This is a genomic window from Micromonospora sp. NPDC002575 (genome assembly GCF_042889525.1).
Lineage (GTDB): Bacteria > Actinomycetota > Actinomycetes > Mycobacteriales > Micromonosporaceae > Micromonospora > Micromonospora carbonacea.
The window spans coordinates 381,033-393,012 of record NZ_JBIARA010000001.1; the positions used below are offsets into that span (position 1 = coordinate 381,033).

8 protein-coding genes and 1 pseudogene are annotated in these 11,980 nt (G+C 74.5%); 6 read left to right on the forward strand and 3 right to left on the reverse strand.

Annotated elements, in window-relative coordinates:
* Positions 1-53 precede the first annotated feature (53 nt).
* The 3 genes and pseudogenes from ACFYWL_RS01760 to ACFYWL_RS01770 form a co-directional block, all read left to right on the forward strand.
* A pseudogene (locus tag ACFYWL_RS01760) lies at positions 54-299 on the forward strand (hypothetical protein); the annotation flags it as partial.
* A gap of 154 nt (positions 300-453) precedes the next feature.
* Positions 454-1,179, forward strand: coding sequence for a methyltransferase domain-containing protein (locus tag ACFYWL_RS01765; RefSeq protein ID WP_386965905.1), 726 nt, complete (start codon positions 454-456; stop codon positions 1,177-1,179).
* 187 nt (positions 1,180-1,366) lie between these two features.
* Positions 1,367-2,878 (forward strand): alpha-N-arabinofuranosidase, encoded by a 1,512-nt coding sequence (locus ACFYWL_RS01770; protein ID WP_386965908.1) that lies wholly within the window; start codon positions 1,367-1,369, stop codon positions 2,876-2,878.
* Positions 2,879-2,938: 60 nt separating this feature from the next.
* On the opposite strand, the gene ACFYWL_RS01775 is transcribed toward ACFYWL_RS01770, so the two are convergent.
* Positions 2,939-4,417 carry an amino acid permease gene (locus tag ACFYWL_RS01775; protein ID WP_386966706.1) on the reverse strand — a complete coding sequence of 493 codons (1,479 nt, stop codon included), beginning with the start codon at positions 4,415-4,417 and terminating at the stop codon, positions 2,939-2,941.
* 294 nt (positions 4,418-4,711) lie between these two features.
* On the opposite strand from ACFYWL_RS01775, the gene ACFYWL_RS01780 reads away from it, so the two are divergent.
* Together ACFYWL_RS01780 and ACFYWL_RS01785 are read left to right on the forward strand one after the other, a co-directional pair.
* Positions 4,712-6,418 (forward strand): family 10 glycosylhydrolase, encoded by a 1,707-nt coding sequence (locus ACFYWL_RS01780; RefSeq protein WP_386965910.1) that lies wholly within the window; start codon positions 4,712-4,714, stop codon positions 6,416-6,418.
* Between the two features lie 182 nt (positions 6,419-6,600).
* Positions 6,601-7,125, forward strand: coding sequence for a phospholipase (locus ACFYWL_RS01785; RefSeq protein ID WP_386965912.1), 525 nt, complete (start codon positions 6,601-6,603; stop codon positions 7,123-7,125).
* Between the two features lie 52 nt (positions 7,126-7,177).
* Here the strand turns inward: ACFYWL_RS01785 and ACFYWL_RS01790 are convergent, their stop codons facing one another.
* Both ACFYWL_RS01790 and ACFYWL_RS01795 read right to left on the reverse strand, forming a co-directional pair.
* The gene (locus tag ACFYWL_RS01790; RefSeq protein WP_386965914.1) at positions 7,178-10,048 is read right to left on the reverse strand and encodes an ATP-binding protein; all 2,871 of its coding nucleotides are present in this window, start codon (positions 10,046-10,048) and stop codon (positions 7,178-7,180) included.
* A 186-nt stretch (positions 10,049-10,234) separates the two neighbouring features.
* Positions 10,235-10,459, reverse strand: a complete 225-nt coding sequence (locus ACFYWL_RS01795; RefSeq protein WP_386965917.1) for a zinc ribbon domain-containing protein — start codon at positions 10,457-10,459, stop codon at positions 10,235-10,237.
* A gap of 56 nt (positions 10,460-10,515) precedes the next feature.
* Here ACFYWL_RS01795 and ACFYWL_RS01800 point away from each other — a divergent pair, with 56 nt between their 5' ends.
* Positions 10,516-11,913: a lytic murein transglycosylase gene (locus ACFYWL_RS01800; protein WP_386965927.1), complete on the forward strand. Its 1,398-nt coding sequence runs from the start codon at positions 10,516-10,518 to the stop codon at positions 11,911-11,913.
* Positions 11,914-11,980 lie beyond the last annotated feature (67 nt).

Sequence of the window (11,980 nt, forward strand, 5' to 3'; positions counted from 1 at the left end):
ATCGCCAGGCCCGACGGCGTGCCGACCGGGGCCGGCGGGGTGACAATGACTCCATGCTCAAGTGGGAGTACGCGCTGTTGGTCCGACGCCGCCAGGCGGCCAGCACGGACGTCGGCTGGGAGCTCGTGTTCATCTGGTACGGCCCGGACGGCTCGATGGTCGACGTCACCCCGTACGGCGACACGGCGCTGGCCCACCTGAACCGGGCCGGCGACCAGGGCTGGGAGCTGGTCGGGATGAGCGAGGACCCGTCGCAGCCGGGCAGCAGCGAGCTGCACCGCTACCACCTCAAGCGGCCGAAGACGGCCGTCGCGCCGCCCCGGCAGCGGATCCGGGGCGCGGGCCGGGCCGCCCGGCGGATCACCGGCTGACGGCTCGTCCTCCTTCGGGGGACCTTGCCCGGCCAGGGTGTAGCGCCCGCCCAGCCGGGTACGGGCGCACCGGAGGTGGCCCATGGTCGCGACGGCCCTGACCGCGCCCTCGGCCGAACGGCTGCGGGCGGTCGACGAGTTCCTCGCCGAGGCGTGGGCGGATCAGGCGGCCCACGACGGGCGGCTGCGCGACCTGGCGGTGCGGGTGCGCTTCGACCGGGGGGTGGCCCACCTGACCGGGGAGGCCGCCGACGCCGGGCAGTTGCGCCTGGTGCGCAACCTGGTCGGCCGGCTCGCCGGGGTGTTCGGCGTCTGGTGCCGGGTGCGGGTCGCCGGCCGCGACCCGGTCGTGGTGGACCTGGGCTGCGGCGGCACCAAGCAGTATCCGCAGAACCTGGGGCTGGACATCTACCCGGCCCCGGGGGTGGACGCGGTGGCCGACCTGTCCGGGTCGCTGCCGCTGGCCGACGACTCGGTGGACGTGCTGTTCGCGGTGCACATCCTGGAGCATCTGATCGACTTCCTGCCGCTGGTGGACGAGTGCCACCGGGTGCTGCGGCCGGGTGGCGTGCTGCACGTGATGAGCCCCTGGTGGGGGCACGTGAACGCGGTGGCCGACCCGACCCACGTGCGGCTGCTGGACGTGCAGACGGTCAAGGGGATCTGCCTGCAACGCCCGCCGGGCACCCCGCGCTGGTATCCCCTGCACGTGGGCTGCGACGGCGCCAGCATCTTCGCCGACCTGACCCCGCTGGGCCCGGACGACCCGGCGCCGGAGCCGCCGCACCTGGCCCGCTTCTTCGCCTGACACCCGCTCGGCGGCAGCCGGCGGCACGACCGTCGCATGTGGACGGGGCCATTGGCGTAGTCAGCGGTCGAGAGTGTGTCGCACTGCCGCCTCCCCGCTGGGTGCCGCGGGCGTTACGCCGCCTCTTTACAGCGTTGAGTACAACGTTATAGAACCGACGGGACGGCGACGAAAGGTGGATTTCCCGGTGACCGCGAAGCTGACCATCGACCCGGCCTTCGCGATCGGGCCGGCCGACCGCCGGATCTTCGGGTCCTTCGTGGAGCACCTGGGGCGCTGCGTCTACGGCGGGATCTACGAGCCCGGCCACCGCAGCGCCGACCCGCACGGCCTGCGCGGCGACGTGCTGGAGCTGACCCGGGAGCTGGGCGTCTCCGTGGTCCGCTACCCCGGGGGCAACTTCGTCTCCGGCTACCGCTGGGAGGACGGCGTCGGCCCGGTCGCCGACCGGCCCCGCCGGCTCGACCTCGCCTGGAAGACGATCGAGACCAACGCCTTCGGCCTCGACGAGTTCATGACCTGGGCGACGGCGGCCGGCGTCGAGCCGATGATGGCCGTCAACCTCGGCACCCGGGGCGTGCAGGAGGCCTGCGACCTGCTGGAGTACGCCAACCACCCCGGCGGCACCCGGTTGTCGGACCTGCGCCGCTCCCACGGCGCACCGGAGCCGTACGGGGTGAAGCTGTGGTGCCTCGGCAACGAGCTGGACGGCCCGTGGCAGGTCGGGCACAAGACCGCCGACGAGTACGGCCGGCTCGCCGCCGAGACCGCCCGCGCGATGAAGTTGATCGACCCGTCGGTCAGCCTGGTCGCCTGCGGCAGCTCCGGCCGGGGCATGCCGACCTTCGCCTCCTGGGAGGCGACGGTGCTGGAGCACGCCTACGAGCACGTGGACTACATCTCCGCGCACACCTACTACGACCCCGCCGACGGCGACCGGGCCAGCATCCTTGCCTCGGCCGTCGACATGGACCACTTCATCGCCGAGGTGGTGGCCACCGCCGACCACGTGGCGGCGAAGCAGCGGCACCGGCGCAAGCTGAAGATCTCGTTCGACGAGTGGAACGTCTGGTACCAGTCCCGCCTCCAGGCCGACCTGGACCGGCGCGGCTGGGTCGAGGCCCCCACCCTCATCGAGGACGACTACACGGCCGTCGACGCGGTGGTCGTCGGCGACCTGCTGATCACCCTGCTCCGGCACGCCGACCGGGTCGGGGTGGCCTGCCAGGCGCAGCTCGCCAACGTGATCGCCCCGATCCGCACCCGCACCGGCGGTCCCGCCTGGCGGCAGAGCATCTTCCACCCGTTCGCCCTCACCGCACGCCACGCCCGGGGCACCGTGCTGCGCACCGAGCCGGTCGGCCCGACGTACGCCACGAAGCGCTACGGAGACGTCCCGGTGCTGGACACCGTGGCGCTGCACGACGAGGAGACCGGCGCGCTGACCGTCCTCGCGGTCAACCGGGGCGTCGCGGACCTCCCCCTCGACCTGGACCTGCGCGGCCTGCCCGGCCTGGCCGGGGCGGCCCACCTCACCCTCGCCGCCGCAGCCGACCCGGACGCCGTCAACACCGAGGCCGAGCCCGACCGGGTCACGCCCCGGGAGCTGGCGGCCCCCGCCCCCGACGGGGGCCGCTGCGCGGTGCTGCTGCCGGCGGTCTCCTGGAACCTGCTACGCTTCGTCCCCGCCGCCGGGTAGCGCCACCCCCGCCGGCGGGTAGCGCCACCCCGGCGGGTGAGCAGGGGACCCTTCTCTACCTCAGGCGTTAACAGGGGGCCCTTCCTTGCGTGCCAGGCGGTTGCGGCGGTAGCCGTAGCCGAAGTAGATGATCCCGCCGAGCGCCATCCAGATCAGGAACCGGATCCAGGTCTCCACCGACAGGTTGAGCATCAGGTAGAGGCAGGCCAGCGCGGAGACGATCGGCAGCACCGGCGAGAACGGCACCCGGAACGGCCGCTCCAGGTCGGGCCGCTTGCGGCGCAGGATCGGCACGGCCACCGACACCAGCACGAACGCGCAGAGCGCGCCGATGCTGACCAGGTCGGCCAGGGCCGACAGCGGCAGGAAGCCGGCGAGCAGCGCCACGGCCACCGTCATAACGGCCGAGATCCGGTACGGGGTGCCCCAGCGCGGGTGCACCTCGGCCACCGACGGCGGGATCAGCCCGTCGCGGCTGATGGCGAAGCCGATCCGGCCCATGGCCACCAGGTCCACGAGGATCACGCTGGTCAGGCCGGCGACGGCGGCGATGGAGACGAGGACGCCGGCCCACTCGGCCCCGACCGCGTTGAAGGCGGACGCGATCGGCGCGCCCCGGTCGATCTCGGTGTAGGGGACCATGCCGACGACGACCAGCGAGACGCCGATGTAGAGCAGGGTGGAGATCAGCAGGGTGCCGAGCAGGCCCAGGGTGAGGTCCCGCTTGGGCCGCCGGGTCTCCTCGCCGAGGTTGGCCACGGCCTCGAAGCCGGTGTACGCGAAGAAGACCACGGCGGCGGCGCTGAGCACGCCGACGAACCCGAACACGGATGGTTCGAGCCCGAACAGGGCCTGGGTGACGGGCTGCTTGATGCCGTCGTCGCCGGCCCCGGCGGGCTCGGCCGGCGGGATGAACGGGGTGAGGTTCGCGGCCCTCACGAAGAACAGGCCGGCGACGACGATGAAGACGCAGATGGCCACCTTGACCAGCACGAGCAGGTTGGTCACCCGGGCGGACTCGCGGATGCCGACGATCGCCACGACGCCGAGCAGCAGCACGACGGCGATCGCGCCGACGTTGACGATGCTGCCCTCCTCGCCGAACCAGGCGGTGGGCAGGCCGAGCAGTTCGGCGAGGTAGCCGGACCAGCCGCGGGCCACCACGGCCGCGCCGAGGGCAAACTCCAGCAGCAGGTCCCAGCCGATGATCCAGGCGACGATCTCGCCCATCGTCGCGTACGCGTAGGTGTAGGCGCTGCCGGCTGTCGGCACGCTGGAGGCCAGCTCGGCGTAGCAGAGGGCGGCGAGCAGCGCGACCACGCCGGCGATGGCGAACGAGATCACCACGCCGGGGCCGGCGCTGTCGCGGGCCTCGATGCCGGTGAGCGTGAAGATGCCCGTGCCGATGACGATGCCGATGCCGAAGCCGGTGAGGTCACGCGCGCCGAGGCGGCGCTTGAGGCCGGGGCCGCCGCCCTCGCCGTCCGCCTCGCCCTGGGCTATCACGTCCTTGATCGGTTTGGTACGCAGCACGGACACCGCGCTCACCCCTCCCACCGTGCGACCACCACCGTGGCGGCCGGTGACCGGGCAAGCTACCCAGCCCGAAGATCGGCGAATCACGACTTTGGGTGTCGATGTGGTCACGGTCCGCCGCGCAGCCCGGCTCGCCCCGGCGGAGTTCGGGGCCGCGCGGGCATCGAACCGGGCGGAGGTCTTGCGCCGGGCCCGCCCGATGTGAAAATTTCCTACCAGCGAAAGATCGGCTGCGGCGGTTCTTGCCGCAGCAAGCATCGCGCCCGCCCGCCGAGCCCCACCGAAGGGACGCACCGGATGAAGGCAACTCGGCTCAGAGCCGCCGGGCTGGCCGTGGCCCTGCTCGGCGCGCTCGTCGCCGCCCCACCCGCGGCAGCTGCACCGGCCGGCGCCTCCGCGTCGGCGGCACAAACCCGCGCCGCCGCGCAGGCCGGGTCCGCCAGCCCCGGCACCGCCGCGCCCTGCGCCACCGACCCGGCCGCCCCGAAGCGGCAGTTCCGGGCCATGTGGATCTCGTCGGTGGTGAACATCGACTGGCCGACGAAGGCGTCGCAGACCGCCCCCGACCGCGTCGCCGCCCAGCAGGCCGAATACCTGGGCTGGCTCGACCTGGCGCAGCGGCTGCACCACAACGCGGTGGTGGTGCAGGTCCGGCCCACCGCCGACGCGTTCTGGCCGTCGCCGCACGAGCCGTGGTCGGAGTACCTGACCGGGGTGCGCGGGCAGGACCCGGGCTGGGACCCGCTGGCGTTCCTCGTCGACGAGGCGCACAAGCGCAACCTGGAGTTCCACGCCTGGTTCAACCCGTACCGGATCTCCATGCCGGCCCCCGGCGGCGCGGGCGCGGACCTCACCCAGCTCGCGCCCGGCCACCCGGCCCGCCAGCACCCCGAGTGGACGTTCGCGTACCCGCCGGCCGGCGTCGCCGGCAGCCGGCTCTACTACGACCCCGGCGTCCCGGCGGTCCGCGAGTTCGTCCAGACCGCCATGATGGACGCCGTCACCCGGTACGACGTCGACGGCGTGCACTTCGACGACTACTTCTACCCGTACCCGAGCGGCACCTACCAGTACCCGGACGACGCCACGTTCGCCCAGTACAACCGGGGCTTCACCGACCGGGCCGACTGGCGGCGGGACAACATCGACCTGCTGATCCGGGAGATGAACGACAGGATCAAGGCCGCGAAGCCGTGGGTGAAGTTCGGGGTCAGCCCGTTCGGCATCTGGCGCAACGCGTCGGCCGACCCGAACGGCTCGGACACCACCGGCAGCCAGTCGTACGACATCATCTCCGCCGACACCCGCAAGTGGGTCAAGCAGGAGTGGATCGACTACATCGTGCCACAGCTCTACTGGTACATCGGCCAGTACCCGGCGGCCGACTACGCCCGGCTGGTGCCGTGGTGGGCCGAGACGGTGCGCGGCACCCGCGTACAGCTCTACATCGGCCAGGCCGACTACAAGAGCGGCGACCCGGCGTACGGCACGTACTGGCAGAACCCGCGCGAGCTGTCCGACCACCTGACGCTCAACCGGGCGTACCCGGAGGTGTTGGGCAACGTGCACTTCTCGGCCGTGCAGGTGCGGGCGAACCGGCTCGGGGCGACCGACCTCTACGCCGCCGAGCACTACTCGCTGCCGGCCCTGACGCCGGCGATGCCGCACCTGCCGGCGAAGCCGCTGCTGGCCCCGGTGGTCACCGGCGCGCAACGCCAGGCCGACGGGGTGCGGCTGAGCTGGCGGCAGCCGGCCGACGGCGTGGGCCCGCTGGGCCGGGCCACGTCGTACGCGATCTACCGGTTCGACGGGACCGGCCCGGCCGGCGCGTGCGGCTTCGCCGACGCGTCCCACCTGGTCGGTACCGTCCGGGCCGCCCCCGGCGCGACCCAGTCCTGGGTGGACACCACGGCCGCGGCCGGCGCGCGGTACACGTACCACGTGACGGCGCTGGACCGGCTGTCGAACGAGAGCCCCGTCAGCCCGCCGCGCTTCGTGCGCTGACGGCTGACGGCACGGGCGAGTGCCCCGGGCGCCCCAGCGTCCGGGGCATTCGTCTGTTTCAACTCATGTCACCAGATGTTGGTTTATGACGTACTCGGCCGTCCGCGGTTTGATCGACACTTGTCGAATCCGGTGACCCGCCGGTAACCACCCGCACCGCCCACCCCCGCGGAGGTCCCCCCGTGCCCAGACGCCTCGCCACCCTCCTCGCCTCCGGCGCGCTCGCCCTGCTCGCGGCGCTCGCGGTCGCCTCCCCCGCAGCCGCCGCCGTCAGCACCAGCCAGAAGCTCAGCGTGCTGTCGAGCTGGACGCAGACCAGCGCCAGCAGCTACAACACCTGGAACTCGGCCCGGCAGAACCAGTCCGCCTGGGCCGAGTACGCCTTCAACTGGTCCACCGACTACTGCTCGTCCAGCCCGGACAACCCGCTCGGGTTCAACTTCAAGCTCTCCTGCCAGCGGCACGACTTCGGCTACCGCAACTACAAGGAGATGGGCCAGTTCCCGGCCAACAAGGCCCGGCTGGACAGCGCCTTCTACGAGGACCTGAAGCGGGTCTGCGCCACGTACAGCTCGGTGGTCCGCCCCGCCTGCTACAGCCTCGCGTGGACCTACTACGAGGCGGTCAGCATCTTCGGCTCGGTCGCGGCGGTCCGGCAGGCCGACATCGACCGCGCCGCCCGCATCAAGGCCGCCGCCGAGCGCTGACGTGCAAGGAAGGGCCCCCTGTTAACGCATTCTGCATAGCAGGGGACCCTTCCTAACAGCAGCCCTCGGCGGGACGCGCGGGAGCGGGAGCGGATGCCGGCGTGGAAGTGGATGCCGGCGCGGGGGCGGTCGCCGGCGCGGGGGCCGGTGCTCCGGTGACGGCGAAGCGGGTCGAGTCCACCCCGAGGTCGGGGTGCTCCACCGCCAACGCCATCGCCGCCGCCTCCTCCAGCCCCAGCTCGCTCCCCGCGCCGTACGCGGCGTCGAAGGCCACGTCGCCCATCTCCCGGCGCAGCTCGGCCTGCCGTTCCAGCCAGTAAGCCCCGTAGATGCCGGGGGTCGAGCGCAGGCTCTCCCGGGTCGCCTGGGCCGCGCCGAAGAGCCGGGCGGCGGTCAGCGGGTCGCCACCGGCCGCGCAGCGCACCGCGACCGCGTTCAGGCTGTCGCAGGCCCGGCGGTGGAAGCCGTGACTCATCCGGGAGCGCAACGCGACCAGCAGGTGCTCGTGCGCGGCCACCAGGTCGCTTCGGGCCAGCGCCACCATACCGAGCAGCATGTCCACCGACCGACGCCCCCGGTCCGCCGGGCGGACCGCCTCGACCGGGCGGGCCGCGCCGAGCAGCTCCGCGGCCTCCGCCAGCGCGCCCCGCCGCCAGAGCAGCTCGGCGAGGCTGAGCACCGCGAAGAGGGCGTCCCCCGCCACCTCCCGCTCGTGCGCCCAGGCGATGACCTCCCGGCAGGCCCGCTCGGCGTCGGCGAACTGCCCCATGTCGACCAGCGGGGCGGCCCGCCCGGCCAGCACCCGGGCCAGCAGGCCGGCGTCGCCGGCGCGGCGGGCCGCCGCCTCGGCCTGGTGGGAGTAGCGCAGCTCCTCCGCGAACTCGCCGTCCGCGCCGGCGTGCAGCGAGTGCATGTGGTACGCGGCGGCCAGCTCGGCGTCCGGCACGTGCTCCCCGGTCTCGGCCATCCGGCCGTAGAGCCGGAACAGCCAGAGGCGTCCCTCCCGGGCCAGCCCGCGCTCCCGCCACCACTGGTCCAGGCCCCCGGCCAGGCGCAGCCCGTCCCGGGCGCTGCCGCCGGTCGTGCACCAGCGCAGCGCGGCGCGCACCTCGCCGGCGAGCGGGTCGAGGGCGTACAGGGAAAGGGTCGTCGGCCGGCCGTCCGGCCCGAGGTGGGCCCGCCGCAGCGCGCGCGTCGACCAGGCCAGGTGGCGGTCCCGGGCCGCCCGCTCCTCGCCCGCCTGGGCCAGCCGCCGCGCCGCGTACGCCCGGATCGGGTCGAGCATCCGGTACGTGCTGCCCGACGCGTGCGGCTCGGCCAGGATCATCGACTTGTCCACCAGCACCGACAGCGGATCCAGCGGGTCGTCGTCGAGCAGCCACTCCACCGTCGGCAGGTCCACCGGGCCGGCGAAGACCGCCAGCCAGCGCAGCAGCCGGGCCGCCCGGGGCCCGAGCGTCCGGTACGACCACGTGACGGTGGCCTGCATGGTGAGGTGCCGCTCGGCGGCCGAACGCTGCACGGCACGGGTCGCCGGGGTGGGCGGCGCGTTGCCCCGGGACGCCGCCACCAGGTCGACGGTGTCCTGCTGGTTGCCCGTCCAGCCGTGCTCGTCCCGGGGCGGCTGTGGGGCCTCCCGGCCGGCGTCGAGGGTGCCGAGCACGTCGTCGAGGCGCTCGGCGAGCTGCCCGACGGAGAGCACCCGCAGCCGGGCGGCGGCCAGCTCGATGGCGAGCGGCAGCCCGTCGAGCCGGCGTACCACCCGCCGCAGGTCGGCCGACTCGACCGGGGCCGGCTCCCGGCCGCCCCGGGCCGCCGCCGTGCGGTCCAGCAGGAGCGCCACCGCGTCGCTCTCCGCGCCGCCCGGCCGGGGCTCGACGGACAGCGGCGGTATCCGCCACACCACCTCGCCGGGCAGGCCGAACGACTCGCGGCTGGTGGCCAGCACCCGGACCCCTCCCCCACCGGCGAGCAGCCGGGAGATCAGCTCGGCGCAGGCGGCCGGCTGGGCGTCGCAGGTGTCCAGCAGGACCAGCATCCGGCGGGCGGCGGCGTACTCGACGAGGGTGTCCACCATCCGGCGGCCGGGCTCCGGACGCAGCCCGAGCACGGCGGCGACCGCGAACGCCACCAGCCCCGGGTCGGTCACCGTGGCGATGTCGACGAACCACACACCGTCCGGATACTCCTCCACCATGCCGGCCGCCAGCTCGACGGCGAGCCGGGTCTTGCCGGCCCCGCCCGCCCCGAGCACGGTCACCAGCCGGTGCCCCATCGTCAGCCGGCGCAGCTCGGCCCGCTCCGCCTCCCGGCCGACGAAGGAGGTGACCTGGGTCGGCAGGTTGTGCGCCACCGCGTCGGCGGTGCGCGGCCGGGGGAACTGCCGCTCCAGGCCGGGCGCGAGCAGCTGGAACAGCCGCTCGCGGTCGTCGAAGCCGCGCAACCGGTGCAGGCCGAGGTCCAGCAGGGACGCGCCCGCCGGCAGCGGGGAGGCGAGCCGCGCGGTGGCCGCCGAGCAGAGCACCTGCCCGCCGTGGGCGGCGGCGGCGACCCGGGCGGCCCGGTGCACCTCGTGGCTGGCGTACTCGCCGTCGCGGGGCTCCGCCCAGCCGGTGTGCAGGCCCATCCGGACCCGGGGCGCGGCCTCCGGGGCCGGCCAGTCGTGCGTCGCGAGCGCGCGCTGCGCGGTGAGGCAGGCGGTGAGCGCGGCACCCGCGTCGGGAAACGCGATGAAGAACGAGTCGCCCTCGGTGAGCAGCTCCGCGCCGTCGGTGTGGGCCAGGGTGTCCCGCAGCAGCCTGCGATGTTCCCGCAGCACCGGACGGTACCCGGGACCGAGCAGCTGGGCCAGGCGCGTCGAACCCTCGATGTCGGTGAACACGAAGGTCACCCATCCGCTCGGGAGGTGGATCCCTGGCGACATACGTCGAACCTCCGCCCCCGTGACGACGGGTACATGCTGCCCTATGGTCGGGCCGTCACGCATCGTGAGAACGGATGGGCGCAATCCGCCCCAAGGTGCCAACCGGGGCCGGAAACGGCAGGACCCGGCCCGGTACGGCCCCGTCGGGCCAGGTCGGCCGGGCCCGACGGGCCGGTCGGGTCGAGGTCAGCAGCCGCACCCGCCACCGCAGCAGCCGCCGCCACCGCCCGCGGAGGGGGCGGGCGCCGCCGCACCTCCGCCGCCACGGCCGGTCACGGCCACGGTGGACAGGAGCTTGACGGTGTCGGCGTGCCCGCTCGGGCAGGGCGCCGGCTCGCCGGCCTGCGCCATCGGACGGTTGACCTCGAAGGTGTCGCCGCACGCGCGGCAGCGGAACTCGTACCGGGGCATGGCACCAGGGTACGACCGGTCCTGACGCCGGGCGGGACATGGGTGATACTCGACGGGTGGTGGACGGCGAGGACAGACCGGCGGTTCGGGCCCTGCGACCGGCCGCGCCGCCCGACGATCCGGGTGGCGTGCCGCCGCGTGCCCGGGTGCCCCGCCCCCGCCGGCCCTGGCTGCGTGGCGAGCCGCCCGCCGACGCCCTGCCGCCGGCCGACCCGGAACCGGGCAAACCGGAACCGGCCACGCCCCAACCGGCCACGCCGGAGGCGAAGAAGCCGGAGCCGACCGAGCCAAGGCCGACCGAGCCGGAGGCGACCGAGCCGGAGGCGACCGAACCGAAGCCGACCGAGCCGGAGGCGACGAAGGCGGAACCGGACGAGCCGGAGGCGAAGGAGAAGGCCGCCGAGGAGGGGCCCGCCGCGAAGGGGGCCGCCAAGGGGGAGGCCGACGGCGAGGAGCCGGGGGCCGGCCGCACAGAACCCGACGGCAAGGGCCCAGCCGCGAAGCCGACCGGGGTGGCCCGCCGGCGTCGGGTGCCGTTCGCCCACGCCGTACGCATGCCCCCGCCCCGGCAGGCGGCGGTCGCCGCCGCCCGCGCCACCCGCGCCTGGTCCCGCCGCCCAAGCGGCCGGCTCACCCTGCCCGGCCTGTTCCTGCTCGTCCTGGTCGCCGGCACCGCCGCCGCCGGGGCGCTGCTGGTGCCGGCGTCCGCGCCGAAGCCCCGCCCGGTGGCGGTGGGCGGCACCGCCGGCACGCCGGGGGCCGGCACGGCGACGCCGCAGGGTGGCCTGCTGCCCGGCGGGTCGGCCACTGCGCTGCCGCCCGGCGCGACGGCGGTGCCCGGCGCGAGCGCGGGGCCGGTCGTGCCGGCGCCGACCGGCCGGCCGGCGGACGCGCTCGCCGCGTGGGCGCAGCAGACCGGGGCGAAGGTCGGCATCTCGCCGGTGGCCATGCAGGCGTACGGGTACGCCGAGCTGGCGCTCGCCCAGACCACCCCGGGGTGCCGGCTGAGCTGGACCACCCTCGCCGCGATCGGGTACGTCGAGTCGCGCCACGGCCAGGCCAACGGCGCGACCCTGGGCCCGGACGGGCAGGCGCTCCCGGAGATCATCGGCGACCCGCTCGACGGCAAGGGCGGGCGGCAGCGGATCACCGACACCGACCGGGGGCTGTACGACAAGGACACCGTCTACGACCGGGCGATCGGGCCGATGCAGTTCATCCCGACGACCTGGCAGGAGATCGGCGCGGACGCCGACAACGACGGGCGCAAGAACCCGCACGACCTGGACGACGCGGCGCTGGCCGCCGGCAACTACCTGTGCAAGGGCGGCCGGAACATGACGGTCCCCGGCGACTGGTGGGGGGCCATCCTGTCGTACAACGACGTGCGCCGCTACGCCCAGGACGTCTTCGACAAGGCCAACGAGTACGGGCTGGCCAGCCGCCGCCCGTGAGGTGACCGCCGCCGCCCGTGCGTCGACCGCCCGGGCGCGCGGGGAGAAACCGGGCGCATCCGGGAAC